General features: G+C 50.9%; 23 protein-coding genes. 10 read left to right on the top strand and 13 right to left on the bottom strand.

Features of this window, described 5'->3' with window-relative positions; genetic code table 11:
- Positions 1-80 precede the first annotated feature (80 nt).
- The 3 genes from H8K43_RS08700 (at position 81) to H8K43_RS08690 (ending at position 6100) form a co-directional block, all read left to right on the top strand.
- The gene (locus H8K43_RS08700) at positions 81-3743 is read left to right on the top strand and encodes a DUF748 domain-containing protein (RefSeq protein ID WP_186903479.1); all 3663 of its coding nucleotides are present in this window, start codon (positions 81-83) and stop codon (positions 3741-3743) included.
- Between the two features lie 311 nt (positions 3744-4054).
- The gene (locus tag H8K43_RS08695; RefSeq protein ID WP_186903478.1) at positions 4055-4447 is read left to right on the top strand and encodes a response regulator; all 393 of its coding nucleotides are present in this window, start codon (positions 4055-4057) and stop codon (positions 4445-4447) included.
- The gene (locus H8K43_RS08690; RefSeq protein WP_186903477.1) at positions 4448-6100 is read left to right on the top strand and encodes a GGDEF domain-containing response regulator; all 1653 of its coding nucleotides are present in this window, start codon (positions 4448-4450) and stop codon (positions 6098-6100) included.
- 83 nt (positions 6101-6183) lie between these two features.
- Here H8K43_RS08690 and parC read toward each other — a convergent pair whose 3' ends face one another.
- Both parC and H8K43_RS08680 read right to left on the bottom strand, forming a co-directional pair.
- Positions 6184-8499 carry a DNA topoisomerase IV subunit A gene (gene parC / locus H8K43_RS08685; RefSeq protein WP_186903476.1) on the bottom strand — a complete coding sequence of 772 codons (2316 nt, stop codon included), beginning with the start codon at positions 8497-8499 and terminating at the stop codon, positions 6184-6186.
- A 105-nt stretch (positions 8500-8604) separates the two neighbouring features.
- Positions 8605-10596: a DNA topoisomerase IV subunit B gene (locus H8K43_RS08680; protein WP_186903475.1), complete on the bottom strand. Its 1992-nt coding sequence runs from the start codon at positions 10594-10596 to the stop codon at positions 8605-8607.
- A gap of 134 nt (positions 10597-10730) precedes the next feature.
- On the opposite strand from H8K43_RS08680, the gene H8K43_RS08675 reads away from it, so the two are divergent.
- The gene (locus H8K43_RS08675; protein ID WP_186903474.1) at positions 10731-11558 is read left to right on the top strand and encodes a PleD family two-component system response regulator; all 828 of its coding nucleotides are present in this window, start codon (positions 10731-10733) and stop codon (positions 11556-11558) included.
- A gap of 113 nt (positions 11559-11671) precedes the next feature.
- Here the strand turns inward: H8K43_RS08675 and H8K43_RS08670 are convergent, their stop codons facing one another.
- Positions 11672-12841 (bottom strand): vWA domain-containing protein, encoded by a 1170-nt coding sequence (locus H8K43_RS08670; RefSeq protein ID WP_186903473.1) that lies wholly within the window; start codon positions 12839-12841, stop codon positions 11672-11674.
- A 3-nt stretch (positions 12842-12844) separates the two neighbouring features.
- Positions 12845-13438, bottom strand: coding sequence for a GNAT family N-acetyltransferase (locus H8K43_RS08665; RefSeq protein WP_186903472.1), 594 nt, complete (start codon positions 13436-13438; stop codon positions 12845-12847).
- Between H8K43_RS08665 and H8K43_RS08660 the strand changes: the two genes are divergently transcribed.
- Positions 13437-13664 carry a hypothetical protein gene (locus H8K43_RS08660; RefSeq protein ID WP_186903471.1) on the top strand — a complete coding sequence of 76 codons (228 nt, stop codon included), beginning with the start codon at positions 13437-13439 and terminating at the stop codon, positions 13662-13664. The two genes, H8K43_RS08665 and H8K43_RS08660, sit on opposite strands and share 2 nt — an antisense overlap.
- Positions 13665-13710: 46 nt before the next feature.
- A complete protein-coding gene (gene rpsT, locus H8K43_RS08655; protein ID WP_162021168.1) occupies positions 13711-13974 on the top strand; it encodes a 30S ribosomal protein S20 in 264 nt (87 codons plus the stop codon).
- Positions 13975-14143: 169 nt separating this feature from the next.
- Here the strand turns inward: rpsT and H8K43_RS08650 are convergent, their stop codons facing one another.
- Both H8K43_RS08650 and H8K43_RS08645 read right to left on the bottom strand, forming a co-directional pair.
- On the bottom strand, positions 14144-14596 hold the full coding sequence (locus H8K43_RS08650) for a DUF192 domain-containing protein (RefSeq protein ID WP_329604496.1): 453 nt from the start codon (positions 14594-14596) through the stop codon (positions 14144-14146).
- A gap of 114 nt (positions 14597-14710) precedes the next feature.
- Positions 14711-15259, bottom strand: coding sequence for a pseudouridine synthase (locus tag H8K43_RS08645; RefSeq protein WP_186903469.1), 549 nt, complete (start codon positions 15257-15259; stop codon positions 14711-14713).
- 182 nt (positions 15260-15441) lie between these two features.
- On the opposite strand from H8K43_RS08645, the gene icd reads away from it, so the two are divergent.
- Positions 15442-16695 (top strand): NADP-dependent isocitrate dehydrogenase, encoded by a 1254-nt coding sequence (icd, locus tag H8K43_RS08640; RefSeq protein WP_162021165.1) that lies wholly within the window; start codon positions 15442-15444, stop codon positions 16693-16695.
- A 112-nt stretch (positions 16696-16807) separates the two neighbouring features.
- Here the strand turns inward: icd and H8K43_RS08635 are convergent, their stop codons facing one another.
- The 3 genes from H8K43_RS08635 to H8K43_RS08625 form a co-directional block, all read right to left on the bottom strand.
- Positions 16808-17425 (bottom strand): response regulator, encoded by a 618-nt coding sequence (locus tag H8K43_RS08635; RefSeq protein ID WP_186903468.1) that lies wholly within the window; start codon positions 17423-17425, stop codon positions 16808-16810.
- Positions 17425-18783: a cache domain-containing protein gene (locus H8K43_RS08630; RefSeq protein ID WP_186903467.1), complete on the bottom strand. Its 1359-nt coding sequence runs from the start codon at positions 18781-18783 to the stop codon at positions 17425-17427. Before H8K43_RS08630 ends, H8K43_RS08635 begins: the two co-directional genes overlap by 1 nt.
- Before the next feature lie 112 nt (positions 18784-18895).
- Positions 18896-19099 carry a cold-shock protein gene (locus H8K43_RS08625; RefSeq protein WP_162021162.1) on the bottom strand — a complete coding sequence of 68 codons (204 nt, stop codon included), beginning with the start codon at positions 19097-19099 and terminating at the stop codon, positions 18896-18898.
- Between the two features lie 393 nt (positions 19100-19492).
- Here H8K43_RS08625 and clpS point away from each other — a divergent pair, with 393 nt between their 5' ends.
- From clpS to H8K43_RS08610, 3 genes are all read left to right on the top strand, one after another.
- Positions 19493-19801, top strand: a complete 309-nt coding sequence (gene clpS, locus H8K43_RS08620) for an ATP-dependent Clp protease adapter ClpS (RefSeq protein ID WP_162021161.1) — start codon at positions 19493-19495, stop codon at positions 19799-19801.
- Complete coding sequence (clpA, locus tag H8K43_RS08615) at positions 19798-22098, top strand: ATP-dependent Clp protease ATP-binding subunit ClpA (protein ID WP_186903466.1); 2301 nt, start codon at positions 19798-19800, stop codon at positions 22096-22098. The genes clpS and clpA overlap by 4 nt, the downstream gene beginning before the upstream one ends.
- A gap of 77 nt (positions 22099-22175) precedes the next feature.
- On the top strand, positions 22176-22454 hold the full coding sequence (locus H8K43_RS08610; RefSeq protein ID WP_186903465.1) for a hypothetical protein: 279 nt from the start codon (positions 22176-22178) through the stop codon (positions 22452-22454).
- A gap of 148 nt (positions 22455-22602) precedes the next feature.
- Here H8K43_RS08610 and H8K43_RS08605 read toward each other — a convergent pair whose 3' ends face one another.
- The 4 genes from H8K43_RS08605 to lspA all read right to left on the bottom strand — a co-directional run bounded on the left by H8K43_RS08605 (position 22603) and on the right by lspA (position 25596).
- Complete coding sequence (locus tag H8K43_RS08605; protein ID WP_186903464.1) at positions 22603-23259, bottom strand: hypothetical protein; 657 nt, start codon at positions 23257-23259, stop codon at positions 22603-22605.
- 84 nt (positions 23260-23343) lie between these two features.
- Positions 23344-23793 carry a dUTP diphosphatase gene (dut, locus tag H8K43_RS08600; RefSeq protein WP_186903463.1) on the bottom strand — a complete coding sequence of 150 codons (450 nt, stop codon included), beginning with the start codon at positions 23791-23793 and terminating at the stop codon, positions 23344-23346.
- A 72-nt stretch (positions 23794-23865) separates the two neighbouring features.
- Complete coding sequence (gene coaBC, locus H8K43_RS08595; RefSeq protein WP_186903462.1) at positions 23866-25068, bottom strand: bifunctional phosphopantothenoylcysteine decarboxylase/phosphopantothenate--cysteine ligase CoaBC; 1203 nt, start codon at positions 25066-25068, stop codon at positions 23866-23868.
- A gap of 9 nt (positions 25069-25077) precedes the next feature.
- Positions 25078-25596, bottom strand: a complete 519-nt coding sequence (gene lspA / locus H8K43_RS08590; RefSeq protein WP_186903461.1) for a signal peptidase II — start codon at positions 25594-25596, stop codon at positions 25078-25080.
- Positions 25597-25632: the final 36 nt, after the last annotated feature.

Below are 25632 nucleotides of genomic sequence, written 5' to 3'. Positions count from 1 at the left end.
CCGCGCTCTTTATCCCGTTTCATCGTCCCATACCAGTGCGTCGGAGCACGCACTGATCTGTACTCAAAAAGGTTGATAACATGTTTCAGTTTCGCAAATTTTTCACACGTGAAAAAACAGGGCGCTGGATAAGCGGCCTGGCTGCCTTACTGCTACTGAGTATGGTGCTTAGCTGGCTGTTGGTGCCAGGCTGGCTCAAAACGCTGCTGATAGAACAAACCCAGCAACACACAGGACGTAAGCTGGAACTTGATCAACTCAGCTTTTCCCCTTTGCAGTTAGCCGTAACGGCAGAGGGGGTCAGATTATTTGAGGCGGACCAGAAGAGCACCGCGCTGAGTCTGCGCAAGGTAAAACTGAACCTGTCTGTCACTTCCTTATTTCATCGTGCAGCAGTGATCGATGAAATCCTGCTCGAGCAACCGGAAATTTTTCTGGTACGCGAGAGCGCCGGTGAAGCGGGTGTCTACAATTTTTCCGATATTCTTAATAAACTCGCGGCTCAGCCTAAAAGCGATGCAGAGACACGTTTTGCGATCAGCAATATACAGATCCAGGGTGGCCGCATACAGCTCAATGATCGCGTACTGAGCAAGCAATTTGTACTCAGCGATATCGCTATCGGTGTGCCCTTTGTGTCGAATTTTCCAAAAGCGATAGACAGCTTTGTAGAACCAAAATTCCAGGCAAAACTGAATGGGGCGCCAATAGACCTGAAAGCGCGCGCCAAGCCATTTACCAAAGATCTGGATACCAGCCTCGCTATCGATTTGCATGCACTGGATCTGGCACAGCTCGTCCCTTATCTGCCGGTGGCACTGCCGGTGCAACTGAACTCTGCTTTACTCGATACCCGGCTGGATCTGAGTTTCAAACAACAGGCGCATGCGCAAATCCTGTTATCCGGCGAGCTGGGCCTGCGTCAGCTCAAATTACAGGATAAGGCGGGTGCTGATTTATTACAGCTGGAAGCGGTAAACACTGAAATCCGTCAGTTCGATCTGCAAAAAATGTCGGCAGACATCATCAGGCTGCAACTGAAAGGTCCGCAAGTCTGGCTGACGATGGATAAAAAGCAGGGCTTAAACTGGGCCAATCTGACGCAGAGCGGTGCCGCAACGCTGTCTGCACAGAAGTCTACAACTAAGTCTGCAACTAAGTCTGCAAAATCAGATGCTGTAGCATCTCAGCCCACCTCGCTGCCAGCGATCGTATTGCATCAACTCGCGATAGACGAAGGCCAGCTACATATTCGCGACAGTCTGCACAGCACGACTGAGCAGGCATTGGATTTCAGTCAGATCAGCTTGCAGGCTCAGGGCTTATCCACACACAAAGATGCGGCAGCGGCGAAGGTCAATCTGCAGCTGAAAGGCAGTAGCGGTGAGAGCCTGCAGCTGGAGGCGCAATTGCAGCCTTTAAGCGCCGCATTGAACGGCAAGCTCAGCGTCGATCAACTGGCGCTGGAACACTATCAGGGTTTCATCAGCCCCTATCTGAAAGCCACAGTACGGGGCGAACTCAAGGCCCAGACTCAGGTCGCATGGCAACAAGGCGTATTGTCTTTATCGGCGATGGATGCCGAACTCAGCCGTTTTCAGATCGCGGGTAAAAAAGAAGATGGCAGCATCGCTTTGCAGTCCTTGCGCCTGGAACAGCTTGCGCTCGATACTGGCAAGCGTGAACTGAGCGTGGATGCGATACGTTTGCAAGCTTTGAATACAGATCTGCGCCGCAGCAAAGAGCTCGCCAGTGGATTTCAAAACTGGCTGGTGCCGTCACAGGCAGAGGGCAATACTACGCAAAGCAGCGCTGCACCTGCCGCAGCCTGGAAGCTGGCAGCGGGCCGGATACAGCTGGAAAACGCTGCTTTGCAATTCCAGGATAGCTCGGTGAGCCCTGCGGTTAAACTCACGACAGAAAATCTCAATCTGCAAGTGCAGGGCTGGCGCAGCGATTTAGCCAATGCCATGCAATTTCAGTTGCAATCCCGGCTGAACCGCAAGGGTAGCCTGAAACTGAATGGCAACAGCACAGCGCAACTGGCGCAGATCAAGCTGGAGCTGGAGGCGCAGGGCTTGCCAGTGGCAGGTTTGTATCCATATTTCTCTTCATTGCTGAATGTGGAAATCACACAAGGGGTGGCCAGTGCCAAGGGTAAGCTGCAGCTGGCGCGGGTGCTGGAACCGCAAACGGAAATTCATTATCAGGGCAGACTGGGATTCAGCGATTTCCAGATTGTTGAGAATGGTTCGGATCAGGATTTCCTGGACTGGAAAACGATTATGTTTGATGGCTTGAGTGTGAGCCTGACGCCGGACAAGCAGATCGTCGATATGAAGCAACTCAGCCTGAAAGATTTCTACGCCAGAGCGGTTTTGTCGGAGCAGGGTAAGCTGAATTTGCAGAATATCGTGGTGCAGAAAACCGCTCCACCCTCAGCAGAAGGCGTTACGCCAGTGGTAGCTGCTGCAGCCAGCGTCGCTGCACCGACACAGCTTCCAACAGTTGCCGCTCAGCCCGCAAAAGCCGCGGCTAAGTCCACAGTCAAGCCAGTGATACGGATAGGGCAAATTGCGATACGCGGCGGGAATGTCAATTTTACCGATAACTTCATCAAGCCGAATTACAAAGCCAATCTGACTGGCATTTCCGGCAATATCGGTGCGCTGGCATCCGATAATCCGCAGGCTGCCACGGTGGAGTTAAATGGCAAGGTCGATGATGATGCGCCGCTACTGATTTCCGGCACGCTTAATCCCTTGTCTGAGCCGGTATTCCTCGATATTAAAGGCAGCGCCAATGGGATAGAACTGACCCGCCTGACCCCGTATGCCGCTAAGTATGCGGGTTATGTGATCGACAAAGGCAAGCTGTCTATGCAAGTCAGCTATCGCATAGAAAACCAGCAATTGAAAGCGGATAATGGGGTCACGCTGGATCAGCTGACTTTTGGTGAACGTGTCGAGAGCCCCAGTGCCACTCGCTTACCTGTGATGCTGGCAGTCGCCTTATTGCGTGACAATGATGGCCGTATCGCGATTAATCTGCCGATTTCCGGCTCTTTATCTGATCCGCAGTTCTCGGTCGGCAGCATTATCATGAAGGTGTTTGTTAATGTGCTCACCAAAGCCGTGACGTCACCATTTGCATTGCTCGGTTCTATGTTTGGCGGCGGGGAAGAACTCGCTTATGTGGAATTTGAGGCAGGTGCGGCACAGCTGACACCAACGATGACAGCGAAGCTGGACCAGCTGGCCAAAGCGCTCATGAACCGCCAGGCACTCAAGCTGGACATCATAGGCCGGATCGATCCTGAAACTGATGCCGCCGGTGTGCGCAGCCGTAAGCTGGCAGCACGCCTGCAAGAAGCAAAGTGGCGCGATGGATTGAAAAAAGATAAGTCCGTTAAACTCAGTGAAGTCAGTCTGGATACAGCCGAGCGTCAGCGCTATCTGCAGGCTTTGTATGAGGCAGCCAAATTCGCAAAGCCGAAGAATGTGCTGGGCCTGAATAAAGCGCTGCCTGCCGCAGAGATGGAAGCGATGCTGATACGCCATACAGCGATAGACGAAGAGGATATGCGTGAACTGGCACAAAAACGTGCCGATCTGGTACGTGATTACCTGGAAGATGTTGCCGGGGTACCACGCGAACGCCTGTTCCTGATCGCCCCTAAACTCAAGGCGGATGATCTTAAGGATAAGGGCACAGCGGCACGGGTCGATTTTTCGCTCAAATAGCCGGCTGAGGCTATGCTGCCGGCCGCAGGGATTTCTTGCGTTTAGATAAGAGGCTTTATTCCTGCGCCGGACTGTGCTGGCGCAAAGATTGTGCGGTACACCTTATTTAAAATGAGCGCCACACAAAATGACTTTGTGTGCAGTGTGGATACTCCAAGTCCGTCCGCGTAGTTTAATGCGGACAGTGCCAGCTCTGATGAAACGTAATCAGGAAATTTAATTGTTTTAGCCACAATCTTGAATTATCCTGAACCGATCAAACCGAAGTAATCAACCGAACCAATCAACTGAAGTATTCAACAGGAGTGACAATGACAGCAGTAAGCCTTCATCATATTTTGTATGTAGAAGACGATCCGGATATTCAGACGGTTGCACAGATATCTCTGGAGGTAGTAGGTGGTTTCGCCTTGAAAACCTGCAGTTCCGGCGCGCTGGCGCTCACTGTTGTGAGAGATGGGTATACCCCCGATTTATTGTTGCTGGATGTGATGATGCCAAACATGGATGGCCCCACTACCTTGACCGAATTGCGCAAAATTCCAGCGACTGCTAATACGCCTGTGGTTTTTATGACGGCTAAAGTGCAGTCTTCTGAGCTGGAGTTTTACCGCTCTCTGGGTGCGATAGGTGTGATTGCCAAGCCCTTTGATCCTATGGAACTGTCGGCTCAAGTGAATAAGTTGTGGCTTGAAAGAGTGTAAATGAATAGTAAAAATGACAGCTTGCTGGAAAAGTTACGTGCTTTAGAAGCTGTATTCCTGCAAAAATTGCCAGGTAAATGTGAAGAAATCATCGCTGCACTCAATGATTTTGCTGCGCATCCTGATAACAAAGATGCCCTGATCGTATTGCACCGGCATTTGCATACTATGGCCGGATCGGCCGGGACCTTTGGTTTTTCTGAACTGGGTTTGCAGGCCAGAGCCTTTGAGTCCCGCATCAAACCCTGGCTTGCGAATCCTGGCTGGACTACAGAGGAAGTGCAGGGCCTGGCAACCGAGTTACGCCACTATTTCACACATGCGGTAGATGGTTTGAAGCAGGCACCTGATCATGAGAGTGAGCTCATGGCGGAACTGACACCTGCGGAAGATGCCTTGAACGAAACCCGTCTGATTTACCTGGTGGATGAAGATGAGGCACAGCAAGAAGCCATCACTTTTCAGCTTGAGCATTTTGGCTATGAAGTCAAACGTATCCCGCATTTGAAGGATCTGGCACTGGCAATCGCGACGCGACGTCCGGACGTGATCGTCATCGAACTCAGCTTCCCGGAAGGAAAGAATGCCGGTGTCGATGAAATCAAGCGTATCGAGCAATTGCAGCGCTTGCGCATCCCGACTATTTTTGTCTCTAAAAACAGCAGTTTTGAGTCGCGCTTACTGGCCGTGCGCGCCAAGGGCGACGGTTACTTTACTAAGCCGGTTGATGTTGTGGCGCTGACCGAGCGCATCGATACCATTTCCCAGCGTGATCAGAGCAATGGTTATCGCGTATTGATCATTGATGACGATGTCGTTACTGCCAAATTTTACGGCGCCATATTGCGTGACGCCGGCATGAATGTGCGTTTGCTCAATGATCCGACGCAGGTACTTGCCGTGATGACGGACTTCCGTCCCGAGCTATTACTGCTGGACGTGTATATGCCGGTCTGCAGCGGCGTTGAGCTGTCGCGTCTGATACGTCAGGATAATTCATATGTCGATGTGCCTATCGTATTTTTATCGAGCGAAGCCGATGTGAACAAGCAGCTTGATGCCGTTAAGGCAGGTGCCGATGATTTCATCACTAAACCGGTACCTCCTGAATATCTGGTCTCGTCCTTGGCTACCCGCGCTGAGCGTTATCGTTCGCTACGTGCTCTCATCATGCGCGACGGTTTAACTGGCTTGCTGAACCATACTGCGATTAAAGAGCAGCTGGAAGCTGAGGTATTGCAGGCACACAGAAATGGCGCGCCGCTGGCGCTGGCCATGATAGATCTGGATAATTTTAAGAAGATTAATGACAGCTACGGTCATGCCACCGGTGATCAGGTCTTACGCACACTGGCCAGGATACTGCGTCAGCGCTTGCGTCGTACTGACATTGTTGGACGCTATGGTGGCGAGGAATTCGCCGTGATTTTCCCTGATACCACGGCCAGTACCGCCAGACGCGTGCTGGATCAGGTCAGACTGGCATTTTCCAAAGTCAGCCAACATTCAGAAGAAGTGGAGTTTTCTGTCACTTTCTCTGCCGGTGTGGCAGATATGGAAAAAGCGACCGATCCCGATCAGTTATTTGATGTGGCGGATACCGCCATGTATGTGTCTAAACAGGAAGGTCGCAACCGTATTACGCTGGCATAAAGCAGATGCTTAAAGGCAAAAGCCCGGAATCTTCAACTGGTTCCGGGCTTTTTTACTTCAGTGCCAGATACGTAATTCAGGCCTTAGCTGATGCGTTGCAGGCTAAGCGGCTTGATTTTCGATTCCAGCACTTTGCCTTTACGGGCACGCTTATTGATGTGCACCAGCAAAGCATTCGCACTCAGGCTGACTTCCTGCGCTTTACCGCCGCGTCCGGTACCGCTGACTTTGAGGCCTTTCTGACTGATGACCTGAACTGCACTCAGACTCTCCTTGTCTTCCAGCTCCATCAGGATCACGCCACGGCCACCGCTGGACAATTGCTTGATTTCAGCCAGACCAAAGACCAGCAGTCTGCCATTGGCGGACAAGCAGGCAATCGCGCTGGCATCTTCACTGACAGGGCCGGGCGGCATTGGAACATCGCCGTCTTCCAGCGTCATAAAGGCTTTACCTGCCTTCATTCTGCCCACCATGTCGCCGACTTTGGCGGTGAAACCATAGCCTGCACTGGATGCCATCAATAGCACCTGTTCATTATTGCCTGCAAAATAGTGCAGAATTTTGCTGCCTGGCGCCAGATCGATCAGGGTGGTGACCGGTACGCCATCCCCACGTGCGCCGGGCAGGGCGGACACAGCGACCGAATACACACGGCCATTGGAGCCAAATACCAGCATATTGTCCACAGTGCGGCATTCAAAGGTGCCATACAGACTGTCACCTGCTTTGAAGCTGAATTGGGCAGTGTCATGGCCATGACCGGTACGCGCACGTACCCAGCCTTTTTCAGAAATGACGACGGTGACCGGTTCATCCACGACTTTTTGTTCGACCGAGGCTTTGGCTGCTTCTTCGATCAGGGTGCGGCGCGCATCGCCAAACTGTTTGGCATCGCTTTCGATTTCCTTGATCAGCATTTTTTTCATGGACGCCGGATTGTCCAGCAAGTCGTGCAGCGTCGCTTTTTCTTTACGCAGCTCAGCCAGCTCTTGCTGAATTTTGATGGCTTCCAAACGCGCCAACTGACGCAGACGGATTTCCAGGATGTCTTCGGCCTGACGCTCAGACAGGCGGAAAGCCTGAATCAGCGCGGGTTTGGGCTCATCCGATTCGCGGATGATGCGGATTACCTCATCGATATTCAGCAGAACAGCTTCGCGTCCTTCCAGGATATGAATGCGGTCGTCGACTTTTTTCAGGCGATACTGGGTGCGGCGGGTCACAGTGGTGAAGCGGAACGCGATCCATTCATTCAGGATGTCGATCAGTCCCTTCTGACGCGGACGGCCATCGCCGCCTATCATCACCAGATTCATCGATGCCGAGGTTTCCAGCGAGGTATGCGCCAGCAGCATTTGCATGAACTCGGTCTGATCCTGATTCTTGGATTTCGGTTCAAACACCAGCCGCACCGGCGCATCTTTGCCTGATTCATCGCGCACAGTATCGAGTACCGACAGGATGACTTGTTTGAGCGAGACCTGTTCCGGCGACAAAGTCTTTTTACCGGTTTTGATTTTTGGATTGGTGAGTTCTTCTATTTCTTCCAATACTTTCTGCGATGAGGTGCCAGGTGGCAGCTCCGTCACGACCGCCTGCCATTGGCCGCGCGCCATGTCTTCGATTTTCCAGCGTGCCCTGACTTTCATGCTGCCACGACCGCTGGCATACATTTCTGCGATGCTGGCTGCTGGCGTGATGATTTGCCCGCCACCAGGGAAGTCCGGGCCGGGTATGAACTCCATCAGTTCCGCATGTTGCATGCCAGGATTGCGGATCAGCGCCACCGCGACTTTGGCGACTTCGCTCAGATTATGCGAAGGGATTTCGGTCGCCAGACCGACTGCAATACCGGAAGCGCCATTGAGCAGCACAAAGGGCAGACGCGCTGGCAGTAACTTAGGTTCTTGCGTAGTTCCATCGTAGTTAGGCTGAAAGTCAACGGTACCTTCATCTATCTCATCCATCAGCAGGCGGGAAATCGGCGTCAGACGGGCTTCGGTATAACGCATCGCCGCTGCACCGTCGCCATCGCGCGAACCGAAGTTACCCTGACCATCAATCAGGGGGTAGCGCAGCGAAAAGTCTTGCGCCATACGCACCAGTGCGTCATACACCGACTGATCACCGTGCGGATGCAGCTTACCCAGTACATCGCCGACCACGGCTGCCGACTTGCGAGGTTTGGCACTGGCGTTCAATCCCAGTTCATTCATTGCGTACAGGATGCGGCGCTGTACCGGTTTCTGGCCATCACAGACATCCGGTAAGGCGCGGCCTTTGACGACGGAAATCGCATAGTCCAGATAGGCGCGTTCGGCGAAAGTCGCCAGCGTCAGTGCATCACCATCCGCAGGGGGAGGGGCTTGTTCAAATAAATTTGCTTGTTCGCTCATAGCTGCTTATAGGCTGATTTTGCTTATTAGTTGTTAGCCTGGCCTGAGAGCAGGCCGGGCATGTGACATGCTTGTGTTCGGGAGAGATTTCAGCTTCAGTCTGGATCAGATATCGGCTTCCACTGCATTGCCATGCTCTTCTATCCAGGCGCGGCGCGCAGCGGCTTCACCTTTACCCATCAGCATATTGAAACGGGCTTCAGAAAAATCCTGATCAAACTCACCCAGCGCTACCGGTAACAGACGGCGGGTGTCCGGATTCATGGTGGTTTCCCACAATTGTTCTGCGTTCATTTCACCCAGACCTTTAAAGCGCGAGATGCTCCAGGCACCGTCTTTCACGCCGTCTTTGCGCAATTTGTCTTCGATTGCGGTCAGTTCACCTTCGTCCAGCGCATAGATTTTCTGTGCCGGTTTTTTGCCACGTGCAGGTGCATCAACGCGGAACAGCGGTGGCCGGGCGACACAGATGTGACCACGTGCTATCAGTTGCGGGAAGTGTTTGAAGAACAGCGTCAGTAACAGCACCTGGATGTGCGAACCATCGACGTCCGCATCGGACAGAATACAGATTTTGCCGTAACGCAGATTGGACAGATCAGGCTGATCATTTGGGCCATGCGGATCAACGCCTATCGCAACCGCGATATCGTGAATCTCATTATTGGCAAACAGGCGGTCACGTTCCGATTCCCAGGAGTTCAAGACCTTACCGCGCAGCGGCAAGATGGCCTGAAACTCTTTATCGCGTCCCATTTTGGCGGAACCACCAGCTGAGTCACCTTCCACCAGGAAGATTTCATTACGGGTGATATCGTTGGATTCGCAGTCAGTCAGCTTGCCCGGCAACACAGCAACACCGGAAGATTTTTTCTTTTCGACTTTTTGTGCCGAACGCAGGCGCGACTGTGCCTGTTTAATGACCAGCTCAGCCAGTTTTTTGCCGTATTCCACATGGGAATTCAGCCAGAGTTCCAGCGGTGGCTTGGTGAACGAAGAGACCAGCCGCACCGCATCGCGCGAATTAAGACGTTCTTTAATCTGCCCCTGGAATTGAGGGTCCAGCACTTTGGCGGACAGCACGAAGGAAACCCGTGCGAACACGTCTTCCGGCAGCAATTTAACGCCTTTTGGCAGCAGGGAATGCATTTCGGCAAAGCTCTTCACTGCACCGAACAAGCCATCGCGCAAACCGGATTCATGCGTGCCACCTGCCGGGGTAGGGATCAGATTGACGTAGGATTCGCGCACCACATTGCCTTCTTCTGTCCATGCCACGACCCAGGATGCGCCTTCGCCTTCTGCAAAGCCTTCATTGTCTGAGCCGGCAAATTGTTCGCCTTCGAACAGCGGGATCAGCGGTTCTCCATGCGAGGATTGCGCCAATGCTTCGGTCAGGTATCCGCGTAAGCCCTGATCATATTGCCAGACCAGGGATTCACCGGTTTTGGCATTCGTCAGCGTGACTTTGACGCCCGGCAGCAATACCGCCTTGGAGCGCAACAGACGCTGCAATTCACCGAGCGGGATATTGGCAGAATCGAAGTATTTCGCATCTGGCCAGATCGAGACGCGGGTACCGTTTTTCTTGTCACCGCGCGGGATAGGCTGGCTGCGCAGTGGCTCAATCACATCGCCATCGGCAAACGTCAGCTGATGCAATCCAGCCTCGCGCCAGACGGTGATTTCCAGCCGTTTAGACAGCGCATTGGTGACTGACACGCCGACACCATGCAGACCTCCCGAAAAAGCGTAGGCGCCGCCTGAGCCCTTATCGAATTTGCCACCTGCATGCAAACGGGTAAATACGATTTCTACGGTAGGCACCCCTTCTTCCGGATGCAGGCCGACCGGAATGCCGCGGCCATCGTCTTCCACGCTGATGCTGCCGTCTGCATTGAGGGTCACCTGAATATTTTTGCAATGACCGCCCAGAGCTTCATCGGAAGCATTGTCGATCACTTCCTGGATGATGTGCAGCGGATTTTCGGTCCGCGTGTACATACCCGGACGTTGTTTGACCGGCTCCAGTCCTTTCAGGACCCGGATCGATGATTCGCTATAGTCAGTGCTTGCTGTATTTTTTTTGGTTGCCATGCGAAGTAAAAACTGTTGTTTTGGTTAAATGGTGGATGGTAATTTGCAATTTTTTTGTTTGCAGTACACATTTCGATGTATTCTTGCACAGGTTTTGGCAGCTATTGTAGCTGTATTGAGTAGATGGATAAACGATGTCACTAAAAACTCCAACGATTGCCATCCGCTTGCTTGGGTTTTCTGCAAAGGAGGAAGAGACCTTTTCCACCGTGCTGGCGGTAGCACGCGAGAAGGGCTATCGCTATTCCTGTCTGAAACCTGGCTGTATCCAGGATCCGGACATGTACATCGTCAATTCCAGCGAATTGAAAGCCATCGCTGATTTATCTGACCTGCATCCGGGCGAGGCGCAACCGGTGCTGCTGATCGGAAAAACCGATATCGACCTGCCTTATCAGGTCATGCCTAAGCCTATACGCTGGCGAAAAATTTTCGATATTCTGGATGCGATGATAGATAAGCGTGAGCTGTTATTAACCACGCTGAGTGCTCATAGCGCGATGTCTGTTCACGAAAGGCGCCGGCATAAACGGCTGGATCTGGATCTGACCGAGCCCGCTGTCTACGAGCGCATGCGCCAGCAACCGATGGCGAAGGGTGGGATACTGATCGTCGATAAAGACATGCATTTCCGCGAATATGTCGCTGGTATCATGGATGCTTACGGCGTGCCGGTCACACTTGCTTCCGACGAGCGCAGTGCATTGCTGTTGGATGGAAATAATCAGCATGCGCTCACCATGATCAATACTTCGACACCCAATGTGGATCCCTATCGTTTATGCGAAGGCTTGAAGCGACAAAATAGCGGGCTGAAAACCGCGGTGATCTTGCTGGTCGACCGTCACTTTGAATACAAGTTAGGTTTAGGGCACAAAGTACGCTGCGAGGGGTTTCTGGTGAAGCCGCTATCACGCCGCCTGGTATTGAAAACAATCAGAAAGTTCATGCAACTCGATTAATGAGGCGATACTCGCCGACGCCCGCCGATATTCGCATGTGATGATGATGTAGTTGTCGTTGAACGAAAAAAAACCGCAGCCTGCATGCTGCGGTTTTTTTATGGATGGCGCGCTCATTTGCTGAGTAAGCGCATCGCACGCGCAAGTCCGTCTAAGGTCACAGGAAACATGCGGTCACTGATCAGCTGGCGCATGATGGCGATAGACTGCCGATACTGCCACAGACCTTCCGGTTCCGGATTCAGCCATACGGTTTTCGGGAAGGTATGGGTAAAACGCTGTATCCAGGCCGCACCGGCTTCTTCATTGTTGTACTCCACCGAGCCACCGGGCTGCAGGATTTCATAGGGGCTCATGGTGGCGTCACCGACAAAAATAACTTTCGTATCCGGCGGATATTTACGCAGCACGTCCCAGGTCGGGAATTTCTCGGCATGACGGCGCCGGTTGTTTTTCCACAGATAGTCGTAGACGCAATTATGGAAATAGAAAAACTCCATATTTTTGAATTCGGTTTTTGCAGCGGAAAATAATTCTTCGGTTTGCGCTATGTGGTCGTCCATGGTGCCGCCGACGTCCAACAGCATAAGGACTTTGATATTGTTCTTGCGCTCAGGCTGCATTCGTATGTCCAGATAGCCTGCATTGTTCGCGGTGGCGCGTATGGTGGCGTCGAGTGCCAGTTCTTCCTCAGCGCCGTGCCGTGCAAACTTACGCAGTCTGCGCAAGGCTACCTTGATGTTGCGGGTGCCGAGTTCACGCTGCTCATCATAGTCTTTAAAGCTACGCGCTTCCCAGACTTTAACTGCGCTGCGGTTGCCGCCTTTACCGCCTATGCGTATGCCTTCCGGATTGGTGCCACCATTGCCGAATGGGGAGGTGCCGCCGGTGCCTATCCAGCGGTTACCGCCTTCATGTCTTTCTTTTTGTTCTTTCAGTAGCTCTTTGAGCCTGTCCATCAGCTTATCGTAGCCAAACTTTTCTATGGCTGCGCGTTGCTCATCGCTGAGTTCGCGCTGCATGCGTTTTTGCAGCCAGTCCAGCGGGATCTCAGGATATTTCTCAAACAGGGTATCTATCCCTTTGAAATATTTGCCGAAAGCCTGATCAAACTTGTCGTAATGCGCTTCATCCTTAACCAGGATGGTGCGAGATAAAAAATAGAAATCATCCAGCGACAGACTGATCAGGCCTTTTTCCAACGCTTCCAGCAGTACCAGAAATTCCTTGATCGAAACCGGAACTTTGGCGTCTTTGAGCGTAAAGAAAAAATCGATTAACACGTATCACTCTCCATATTGTTGTCGCATGTATTGCAGATTCTGACTGACTCCCGGCCATTCATTGCGCAGGATGCTATACACCACGGTATCACGAATCCGGCCATCCGGCAGTATCATGTGATTGCGCAGAACGCCGTCACGCTTTGCTCCCAGTCTTTCTATCGCAGCCTGAGAACGGCGGTTAAACCAGTCGGTACGGAATTCTACGGCGATGCACTGCCAGACTTCAAATGCATGCCTGAGCAGCAGTTGCTTGCATTCGGTATTGACGCCGCTGCGCTGGGCTGAGCGCGCGTACCAGGTATAGCCGATTTCCACCCTTTGATGCACATGCTCGATATTGCAGTAGCGGGTAGAGCCTATGATTTTCCCGCTTAGGTTATCGCGCACGGCAAATGGCAGTGCGCGTTGTTGCTGCTGCATTTCCAGTGCAGTGGCCAACCACTGCGAGACCTGGTCTGGGCGTGGCACCGAGGTAAAAAACAGTTTCCACAGTTCGCCATCTGCAGCAGCGACGCGAATGTCACTCAGATGTGATTCGTTCAATGGTTCCAGACTGATGTGCTGACCTTGCAGATAAATCGGATTGAGATCCATGTTTGCTATTCCGGGCAGGGGGATGGGAAGTAGTATTTTGTATAAACCTCGCTATGATCAGGCAATCATCTTATTTTGTCATGCACAGAAAGTGAGAAATCAGATGAAAACAGTCAGGAAAAAGTTTATAATCACCAATTCACTCAAAACCACAGCGATGCTTGCTAACGAAAAAAAAACGCGTTATACTGCAAAGCTGTATAGAATTTTGCGGCGTGGCATTTGATCAACTTGCTTTGACCTCGTCGCTTTGACCACGTTTAGGAAATCTCATGGCAAATACCGCACAAGCACGCAAACGTGCTCGTCAAGCAGTAAAACAAAACGCGCATAACTCCAGCCAACGTTCTGCATTGCGTACTGCAATCAAGGCTGTTCGTAAAGCAATCGAAGCTGGCGATAAAGCTGCTGCTGCGACAATCTTCCAGGCATCTGTTTCTAAAATCGACAGTATCGCTGACAAGAAGATCATCCACAAAAACAAGGCAGCTCGTCATAAGAGCCGTCTGGCATCCGCTCTGAAAGCACTGGCTTAATACCCAGCTGTTTTTCCTGCACATTGCAGGAACGGAAGAAAAAAACCGCAAATTTATTTGCGGTTTTTTGTTTTTTTAAATTAAATTGTCTACCTGCAGTCAGGCATGTGCTTTGTTGCAGGCGTACCCGGGGCAAGGAAAAGTCTGACTTTCCCTTGCCTGAGCCGATTTACTTCAGTGGCAAACCGTCGATCTTGGTGCCAGGTTTAATATTTCTTTGTTTAAACCAGCCCTGATTCATTTCCAGTGCGTAATGCACGACTTTCTTGGCGCAATGGGATTCCAGCGTCTGCGGTTTCATATCCTCGATATTCACTATCGTTCCTTCTGCGTCAATAAAGGCGACAGACAGCGGGATCAGTGTGTTCTTCATCCACATACATACACCGGCCGGTGCGCCGAAGTCAAAAATCATGCCTTCGTTGGTGCCCATCTTTGTCCTGAGCATCAGGCCCTGTTGACGATCTGCATCGTTTGCTGCGACTTCTGCCTGGATCAGGTGCATGCCCGCAGACAGCTGCTTCACTGGCAGTTTTGTCTGTGCATATGCCGCGTGGCCAGAGAAAAATAAGCCTGCCAGGATGAGGCTAAACGATTTTGCAAAACGAAAAGTTGTATTCATTGTCTTGGTCTGCATAAAAATTTGAAACGTAATCCTACCGCAAAAAAATCAGGAAAGTTCAATTCCTGCATCATCTGCGGTAGCGGGCTGCATGTTGTGGGTATTTGCGCGGCATCAGGTGAGTTTGACTTCCTGCCATTCGCCCGGCAACAGCGGGTGAGATTCTAAGGAGAAGCCCGCGATGCCGGTACGTATCAGACGCAGGGTAGGCAGTCCCACGGCGGCTGTCATACGTCGCACCTGGCGGTTTTTACCCTCGGACAGGATCAGGCATAGCCAACTGGTCGGGATCTGGGCGCGCTGCCGGATAGGCGGCTGGCGTGGCCATAGCCAATCCGGTTCATGGATGTGCTTGACGGTGCACGGCTGGGTAATAAAGTCACCCAGGTCCAGCGGTTGCCGCAGTTGTTCCAGTTGCTCACGGCTGGGGCTACCCTCAACCTGTACCAGATAGGTCTTGGGTAGCTTGTGTGCAGGGTGGCTGATGCGGTTTTGCAGTTTTCCGTCATCGGTGAGTAAAATTAATCCCTCACTATCTGCATCTAAACGACCTGCAGGATATATATTGGGAATGTCCACATAGGCCGCCAGCGTAGGGCGGTCAGGGTGATGTGAGAACTGGCACATCACGTTAAAGGGCTTGTTGAGTAATATCAGTTTCATGGCAATATGGTAACCGCAATTCAGTAAACTGATGGCATCCAGTAAAATACTAGTGCATAATACGAAATGAAAGTCTTCTGTCTTATATAAGAGTTAATGTGAATAGCGGTATTTTTATATATAGGCAAGGCATATTGTGAAAAAAGCGCATGTCGCTTGATCGCCTAACTACGGAGAAAACAATGTATCAACATATTCAAGTTCCTGCAGAAGGTAAAAAAATTACCGTCAACGCGGATTTCTCACTGACCGTTCCTGACAATCCTATCATTCCTTTCATCGAGGGTGATGGTACCGGCGTTGATATCAGCCCGGTCATGATCAAAGTTGTCGACGCTGCTGTAGCAAAAGCTTACGGTGGCAAGCGTAAGATCAGCTGGATGGAAATCTATGCTGGTGAAAAATCAACAAAAGTGTATGGTCCTGACGTTTGGTTGCCTGAAGAAACTCTGAAAGTGCTGAAAGACTACGTTGTTTCTATCAAAGGTCCTTTGACAACTCCGGTAGGCGGCGGTATCCGTTCCCTGAACGTTGCACTGCGTCAAGAGCTGGATCTGTACGTTTGTTTGCGTCCAGTCCGTTATTTCAAAGGCGTGCCATCCCCAGTACGTGAGCCAGAAAAAACCGACATGGTTATCTTCCGTGAAAACTCTGAAGATATCTACGCTGGTATCGAATTCGCAGAAGGCTCTGACCAGGTTAAAAAACTGATCAAGTTCCTGCAAGACGAAATGGGCGTTAAGAAAATCCGTTTCCCTGAATCTTCCGGTATCGGCGTGAAGCCAGTTTCCCGTGAAGGTACAGAGCGTCTGGTACGTAAAGCAATCCAGTACGCAATCGACAATGACAAGCCATCTGTGACCATCGTTCACAAAGGCAACATCATGAAATACACCGAAGGCGGCTTCCGTGACTGGGCATATGCTCTGGCACAAAAAGAATTCGGCGCAGAATTGATTGATGGCGGCCCATGGTGCAAATTCAAGAATCCTAAGACAGGCAAAGACATCGTTGTTAAGGATTCTATCGCTGATGCGTTCCTGCAACAGATTCTGTTGCGTCCAGCAGAATACAGCGTTATCGCGACACTGAACCTGAACGGCGACTATATCTCTGACGCGCTGGCTGCACAGGTAGGTGGTATCGGTATCGCTCCAGGTGCTAACCTGTCTGATTCCGTTGCGATGTTCGAAGCGACTCACGGTACAGCGCCTAAGTATGCAGGTAAAGATTATGTGAACCCAGGTTCCCTGATCTTGTCCGCTGAAATGATGCTGCGTCACATGGGCTGGACTGAAGCTGCTGATCTGTTGATTTCCTCGACAGAAAAAGCGATCACTTCCAAGAAAGTGACTTACGATTTCGCACGTCTGATGGAAGGTGCTACTCAGGTATCCTGCTCCGGTTTCGGCGACGTCATGATCGAAAACATGTAATAAGCTGCTCCGTCCTGCATCCGCTCCGGGTGCAGGAGATAGCCAGTGATAAAAAAACCAGCACTTGTTGCTGGTTTTTTTATTGTGGATGCAAAGGATGCAGAGCGGGCATTCAGTCCGTGTGGCTTAGTGCATAACGGATCAGATCAGCCTGACCTTCGATGTTCAGTTTTCGTTTGATATTGAGTCTGTGGGTTTCTACGGTACGCACGCTGAGTCCCAGGTCTTGCGCGATATGTTTATTGGATTTGCCGGTCGCTATGCTCTTGAGTATGCAGAGTTCGCGCTGAGTCAGTAACTGATTTGCACCGTTTTCATCAGATTTACGCAGCCCGGCACTAAAATAGGTGCCACCTGCAGTCACACTTTCTATCGCATTGATGATGTCTTCAGCCGGTGCATCTTTGAGCACATAGGCCTTTGCGCCTGCCTGTATGGATTGCGTCACGTACTCGGCCTTATCATGCATAGACAACATGATAATGGCGATATGTGGGTATTCCTGAGTAAAGCGGGATGTCAGGCTGATGCCATTGGCGGTGCCCAGATTGATGTCCATTAACACCAGATCGGTTTTGGCTCTGCCTGCAATGGCCAGCGCATCCTGCGCATTTGCGGCCTCACCAACAATATAGAAATGGGAAACCGTCTCCAGTCTCGCTCTCAGGCCATCTCTGACTAGCGGATGATCATCCACGAGTAATAAGTTGATGGTTGCTCTTGGATGCATTAAAAATCTCCATTCGGTATCTGAGCAATGACGCGTGTTCCCGTTGTATCTGACTCTATGCTGAGGTGTCCGCCAACGGTTGCCAGACGCTCGCGCATATTGCTGATGCCTATGCCGCGTTTGGGGTGGTTGGTGATGCCTTGCAAATCAAACCCGTTGCCATTATCGGCAATTTTAAGCCTTACATAATGTTTATCAGCTGTCAATTCCATTTCAACAGAATTAACTTTTTGTGCGTGTTTGTGTATGTTAGTCAGTGCTTCCTGCGCAACCCGGAACAGACTGGTATTGCTGATCTCCGATAAGTTCTGCATATCACCGCTGAAGTGGCAGTGCACAGGCAGCCCTGTCGCATTTTCGAACTCCTCACACAGATGTTCAAATGCCGCAATCAGTCCCAGATCATCGAGTAAAGCCGGGCGCAGATCGTGGGAGATACGCCTGACTTCGCTCAATGCCTCGTTCAGCTGGCTGACCGCCCGTTCGAGTGAGACTTCGGCGGTCTGGCCTGCGCTGGAGCCTGTCTTGATTTTGGCGATGCCTGACTCGACCTGTAATTTAGTCGACACCAGCAATTGACTCAAGCCATCATGTAAGTCACGTGACAAGCGCGCACGTTCGTCTTCCTGGGAGCGTACTACGCTGTGCGCCAGCACTTTCAGTTTGGCCTCCGCTACCCTTGATTCATTGATGTTGATAGCCAGGCCAAATAAGGCAGCCAGTATGGAAAAAAACAGTGCGATTGCCGCGATAGCAAGCAAGGTGGTATGGATATTTTTTTCAACCTGCACATCAATGTTATGTAGCGCGTCTTCCACATCATCAAGGTAGATGCCTGTGCCCAGCATCCATCCCCATTTTTCTAAAGGAATCACATAGCCCAGTTTGGGCACCATCTGATCTGTAGAAGGCTTTTTCCACAAGTAGCGTACAGGTCCGCCACCTTGCTTGGCGGCGCTAATCAGATTGCGTATGGTGTAATTACCATCAGAATCAGCCAGATCCCATAGATTCTGCCCAACCAGCTCTGGCTGCCTGGGGTGCATCAGATTCCGGCCTTGCATATCGTAGATGTAAAAGTAACCGTCTTTCCCGAATTCCAATGTCTTCAGGATGCGCTTGGCGTCGTCCTGAGCATGGGGTGCATTGCTGTCGTAGAGCTGGCGTATCGCCGCTCTTCCTAAATTCACGTAATGGTTTAGTTCGGCTTCTTTACTGTGCATATAAGCCTGCTCCACCGTTTGTCTTTGCTGTTTCGCTAACGCAGTGGCGTGATACAACACAGTGACTGCCATGCCCGCCAGTGAGAGCAGCAGTGGAATGATGGCCAACAGTATGAATTTGTGCCTGAGCTTCATCGTTCTGTATCAGTGTTTCTCAGTTAAAAAAACGGATTGCAGATGGTTTGCTGTAGTCTGGAATAAAAAAAACCCCGCAAAGCGGGGTTTTTTAAAAAATCTTAATCAGAGATTAAGGATTTTGAATGTTAGAAGCTTGCTTGCCTTTAGGGCCTTGCGTGACTTCGAACGTTACTTTTTGACCTTCTTTCAGTGTCTTGAAGCCGTTCATTTGGATTGCGGAAAAGTGGGCGAACAAATCCTCACCACCGTCGTCCGGAGTGATAAAGCCGAAGCCTTTGGAATCATTGAACCACTTGACGGTACCTGTTGCCATAATGCATCTTTCAAATAGAAACTAATCACACGAGCCGTAAAAGCAAGAAACCTGACGGAATGTCAGCCCTCCCTAAACTTGCCCACTTCATGTTGACTAAATATAACTAATGTTGCCAACAATTGTCATTCTTGGCGGAAAAAAACTAAAGTCAAGAAACTTTTAAGGAGGATGTTGTATTGTTGTATTTTTAATTTAATTTGTCTGTAAAACGCTCAGCTGACTGTGGATTTTTATCGAAAAACATTCATTAAGCTGAGCTTGATCTCTGGGATTTGATCACCATCTGTGAAAAGCTCAGAAAGCAGGTAACATTTGATCAGCGTTGAAATAAGCGCGATATACTCGTTTATTATTTGCATCGAGATTGAATCAACGTACTAGAATAGACGTATGGGAAATAAGCATGATAACAGTACGATATTGGAGCGACAGGCACAACAGCTCAAGCCGCCCTCTATGTACCAGGTGATATTGTTGAATGATGACTACACTCCTATGGAGTTTGTAGTGGCTATTGTTCAGGAATACTTTAATAAGGACCGGGAAACTGCGATGCAGATCATGCTCAAAGTCCACCGCGATGGAAAAGGGATTTGTGGCGTTTATTCTAAGGATATTGCGCTGACCAAGGTGGAACTCGTTTTGACGCACGCTCGTAAGGCAGGGCATCCCCTGCAATGTGTGATGGAGGAAGTATGATTGCGCAAGAATTAGAAGTCAGTTTGCATATGGCCTTTGTAGAGGCGCGGCAGGCACGGTATGAGTTCATCACGGTCGAGCATCTGCTGTTGGCCTTGCTGGACAACCCATCGGCTGCTGAAGTCATGCGTGCCTGCGCCGTGAATATCGACGATTTACGCAAAACGCTGACCAATTTCATCACCGATAACACGCCTACAGTACCAGGTAGCAATGAGGTCGATACCCAGCCTACGCTGGGCTTTCAGCGTGTGATACAGCGCGCGATTATGCACGTGCAATCCTCGTCGAATGGTAAGAAAGAAGTCAATGGCGCCAATGTACTGGTCGCGATTTTTGGTGAAAAAGACTCCCATGCCGTGTATTACTTGCATCAGCAAGGAGTGACGCGACTGGATGTGGTCAACTTTATTTCGCATGGAGTACGTAAAGACAGTCCGGCTGAACCACAGAAATCCCATGAAGGTGGTGAAGAGGGGCAGGCAGATGCGCAGGCCAAAGAAAATCCACTTGATCAGTTCACACAAAATCTGAATCGTCATGCGGCCGAAGGCAAAATCGATCCGCTGATAGGCCGTGACAGTGAAGTGGAGCGTGTGATCCAGATACTGTGCCGTCGCCGCAAAAATAATCCTTTACTGGTGGGTGAAGCAGGCGTAGGTAAAACCGCGATCGCTGAAGGTCTGGCATTGCGTATCACGCAAAGTGATGTGCCGGAGATTTTGCAGAACGCTGTCGTCTATTCGCTCGATATGGGGGCCTTGCTGGCCGGTACCAAGTATCGCGGTGACTTTGAGTTGCGCCTGAAGGGTGTGCTCAAGCAGTTAAAAGAAACACCGAATGGCATACTGTTCATCGACGAAATCCACACGATTATCGGCGCTGGCTCTGCTTCCGGCGGTACGCTTGATGCGTCTAATTTGCTCAAGCCAGCTTTGTCCAGCGGTCAGCTCAAATGTATCGGCGCGACCACATATACCGAGTATCGTGGTGTGTTTGAAAAAGACCATGCCTTGTCACGTCGCTTCCAGAAAATTGATGTGAATGAGCCTACGGTAGAGCAAACTGTGCAGATTCTGCGTGGCTTGAAATCTAAGTTTGAAGAACATCACAACGTTAAATACTCGGCCTCTGCACTGACTACAGCCGCTGAGTTGTCTGCACGCTTTATCAATGACCGCCATCTGCCGGACAAGGCAATCGACGTGATTGATGAGGCAGGTGCTGCGCAGCGTGTGCTGCCTAAGTCTAAGCAGAAAAAGACCATAGGTAAGGCGGATATCGAAGACATCATCGCGAAAATAGCGCGGATTCCGCCACAGACTGTGAACCAGGATGATCGTGCTAAGTTACAGACCATAGACCGCGATTTGAAAAACGTGGTGTTTGGTCAGGACCCGGCAATTGAAGCGCTGGCTTCCAGTATCAAAATGGCACGTGCCGGTTTGGGTAAAACTGATAAGCCGATTGGTGCTTTCCTGTTCTCCGGTCCTACCGGCGTGGGTAAAACCGAGGTTGCCAAACAACTTGCGTTTACGTTGGGTATAGAGCTGATACGCTTCGATATGTCCGAATACATGGAGCGTCATGCGGTCAGTCGTCTGATCGGTGCGCCGCCTGGTTATGTAGGATTCGATCAGGGCGGATTGCTGACAGAAGCGATTACCAAAAAGCCGCATGCTGTTTTGCTGCTGGATGAGATAGAAAAAGCCCATCCCGATGTGTTCAACATCCTGTTGCAGGTGATGGATCATGGCACGCTGACCGACAATAATGGCCGCAAAGCAGATTTCCGCAACGTGATCATTATCATGACGACCAATGCCGGTGCTGAAAGCCTGCAGAAGCGTTCTATCGGCTTTAACGACAGCCGCGAAGCGGGTGACGAGATGGCGGATATCAAGCGTATGTTTACGCCTGAATTCCGTAATCGCCTGGATTCCATTATCAGCTTCCGTGCCCTGGATGAAGAAATTATCCTGCGCGTGGTCGATAAATTCCTCATGCAGCTGGAAGAGCAATTGCACGAGAAAAAAGTGGAAGCCAGCTTTACTGATGGCTTGCGTAAGTTCCTGGGCAAAAAAGGCTTTGATCCGTTGATGGGAGCGCGTCCTATGGCGCGCCTGATTCAGGATATGATCCGTAAAGCCCTGGCGGACGAATTGTTGTTTGGGCGTCTGGTCAGCGGTGGCCGGGTCGTTGTCGATCTGGATGATAAGGATCAGATCAAGCTGGAATTCTCTGAGGGTGATGCCACGCCACCGGAGGCGTCCCAGGAAGCAGTCGAAGTTGAATAAATTTTTGTTCTTGTTTCGGCGCGGATAAGCACTAGACTGCAAAGTCTGGGTAAAGAAAAAAAGAAATGGAGCGGACGATGGGCATACCGAAACCACCACTTTATGTGCTGGAATACACGACAAAAACAATAGACTCCGTGCTGTCAGCGGCTGCTTTGGATGGTAATAATGTCGAAGTCGATGTGTATGACCGGCGTGATGTGAGTAAAAAGCACGTTGCTACCGGGCGCAGGGTGAAAGGCGAAGACGATAGTTTTCTGGTCAGCGTGGATACCGGTAACGGCATCCATGAAGATGAGTGGAACTACACCATCCTGCGCGAGTCCGCCGGCAGAAGTAAAAAAGTAAAGAGGTAAGAAAAAAGCCAGATGCAAAATCTGGCTTTTTTTTGTTCAACCGTTTGTGCAGCAGGGATGAATCTGCGCTTCATTGCACCTTGCATTGTGCCGCAAGAGCTCAGTGTAAGTGCTCTGAGGAAGTGTGTGTGCCTCAGGCGTGACTGGATTAGCGATAGGACAGGCGGGCGTTGATTGCCGTCGGTGAAAAGCTTAAAACTAATATTTCGCGCTTCCCTGCATATTCGATAGGAATTCGCAGCTCAAGATTGGGTGTTAGCGAATTATCTAGGTAGTAAAGTTCATTCTCATCCAGCCTGATATTAAAGATCTTCTTACTTGGGAAAACACCGGAATAATCGGGCGACATGGCAATCGTACTTGTTTGATGGGCATCCAGGACTAATACGGGCGCCATTTTTGTCCGCCCTTTAACGACAGGGTCTGAGCTCACTGCATTGCCTGCGTTGCCAGCAATGACAGAACTATATACGGACAATTTACTTCCACTGGTTTGGAACGGACTAACGAGCTCTGCCTCATCAAAGCGAAACTTTACTTGTCCGTTTGATTTATTGTTAAGACTGAAGCGCAAAAAATCAGAGTTGACACTGAAATCCGCGCGCAACAAAGGGCCATCGTAAACCAAGTCGGAGTAAGGCGATAGTTTTTGCGGATTTTTTAAAGATTTTGAAAGCGGTTTGCTCTCGATGATCTCAGCAGAGGGAGTTTGTATGCGCAGCGTTCCATCAAGATCGAAGTCAGCTACCCGGGCTCGCATCGTGTCGCAGGCAGTTAAGCACAGCAAAATAAATATAACGAACACATATCTCATTGAAGACCTTTAATGCGTAAAGGGGACAATCAGCCGCAAACCGTGTGCGCCCGCAAAACATGCGGGCTTTGCTGTTTAGTGCTTACCTGTGCTGCCGAAGCCGCCTTCACCACGCTCGCTGTCGCCGAATTCTTCCACGATTTCAAAGCCTACTTGTACCACCGGTACGATGATCAGTTGAGCCAGGCGCTCCATAGGATTGAGCGTGAATGCGCTTTGTCCGCGATTCCAGGTCGAGACCATTAATTGTCCCTGATAATCGGAGTCAATCAGACCCACCAGATTCCCCAGTACGATACCGTGCTTATGTCCCATCCCGCTGCGCGGTAAGATCATCGCGGCATAGCCAGGATCGGCGATGTGGATGGCTAAGCCGGTAGGGATCAATACGGTTTCGCCTGCTTGTATGGTTATTGGCGCATCAATACAGGCACGCAGGTCGAGACCAGCGCTGCCAGGGGTACCGTAGCTTGGTAAGTTATCCTTCATACGGGCATCGAGGATTTTCAGGGCAACATTTTTCATCGTAAGCTATCTTGGTTATTTCTCATTGAATGAACAGAGACGGTACCGGACTATGCCCGTACCGCCGTAACATCAGGCGCTCAGGCGTTTTGCCAGTTCCTGTATCAGCGCAATGGCCAATGTTTGTTTATCTGCGCGTGGCAGCTGGGTTGTACCTTGGGCATCGAATAAGACCAGTTCATTGTCATCCTGACCGAAAGTCTGGTGTCCTATATTCCCGACCAGCAGAGGAATATTTTTTCTAATCCGTTTGGCGGCCGCATATTCCAGTAAATTTTCAGATTCTGCCGCAAAGCCGACACAGTAGGGCGCATCCGGCAGCGCGGCAACGGTGGCGAGAATATCGGGATTCTGCGCAAATTGCAGTACCGGCGTATCGTGCTCGCCAGTTTTTTTGAGCTTTTGTGTGCTCGCATTGGCGACCCGCCAGTCGGCGACCGCGGCGACCGCGATAAAGGCTTGCTGGGTTTGCTGCTTCAGCGCCGCCATCACCGCATCATGCATTTGCTGTGCGGTTTGTACCTGCACCCGTTTCACGCCGTGAGGTGTGGCCAGGGCAGTCGGGCCGGAAATCAGGGTGACCAGCGCACCAGCTTCCCAGGCTGCCTGAGCAATCGCATAGCCCATTTTTCCTGAAGACAGATTGGTGATGCCGCGTACCGGATCGATGGGCTCAAACGTAGGTCCGGCGGTGATCAGCAGATGCTGACCGGCCAGGGATTTAGTCTGGAAGGAGGCAATAATTTCGGTCAGCAACTGATCTGGTTCCAGCATACGACCCATACCGGTCTCACCACAGGCTTGCTCACCTGCCGCAGGCCCCATGATGTGTATGCCATCCTTGCGGCACAGCGCGACGTTTCTTTGGGTTGCAGGGTTTTGCCACATTTCCACATTCATCGCCGGTGCCACCAGCAAGGGGATGTGGGCCGGACGGGCTATACACAATGTGGATAACAGATCGTCGCAGGCACCGTGCGCAAGCTTGAACAGGAAATCGGTACTGCAAGGCGCAATCACGATAGCATCAGCATCGCGGGTCAGATCAATATGCGGCATATTATTTCCTATGCGCGCATCCCATTGATCGGTGAAAACGGTATTGCCAGACAGGGCTTGCATCGTCACTGGCGTGATGAACTGGCAGGCAGCCTGTGTCATCACGACCTGCACCTGTGCGCCTGCTTTGCCGAGTGCACGGGTCAGTTCGGCGACTTTGTAGCAGGCGATACCACCGGTCAGCCCGAGTACGATTTTTTTACCAGCCAGACGCATAGCAACTCCTTATTTTTTTACCCGACGCAATTCGTCCAGAATAAATAAAGCAGCACCCAGACAAATTGCGCTGTCAGCCAGATTGAAGGCCGGGAAATGATAGGTTTCCAGATAATGGAAATCCAGAAAATCTATCACATGACCATACAGCAGACGATCAATCACATTGCCCAGCGCGCCGCCCATAATCAGTGCCAGCGCCGTGCAAAACAATTTTTGGGTCGAATGCTGGCGCATTAAGTAAATGATGTAAGCCGAAGCAATCAGACCCAGCGCTGTGAAGAAATAGCGTTGCCAGCCGGATTCCTGTGCCAGGAAGCTGAATGCCGCGCCCTTGTTATACACCAGTGTCAGATTGAAGAAAGAAGTCACTGCCAGTGTTTCCGCATAAGCGAACAGTCTGGTGATCGTGATCTTGCTAACCTGATCGAGCAGAATGATGATGGTCGCCAGTCCCAGCCAGGGGATCAGGCTATTACCGGAGCTGGAGCTGCGCACTACAGGTTTAGGAGATTTTTTACTTGCCATGAAAGATGGAGTCCATTAACTGTTAACTGGTCAGGG

Origin of the sequence: Cognatundibacterium curvum (assembly GCF_014284235.1) — a bacterium.
Classification (GTDB): Bacteria; Pseudomonadota; Gammaproteobacteria; order Burkholderiales; family Burkholderiaceae_D; genus Undibacterium; species Undibacterium curvum.
Note: the sequence above shows the minus strand (reverse complement) of the source record. Positions and strands in the feature narration are given on the sequence as shown.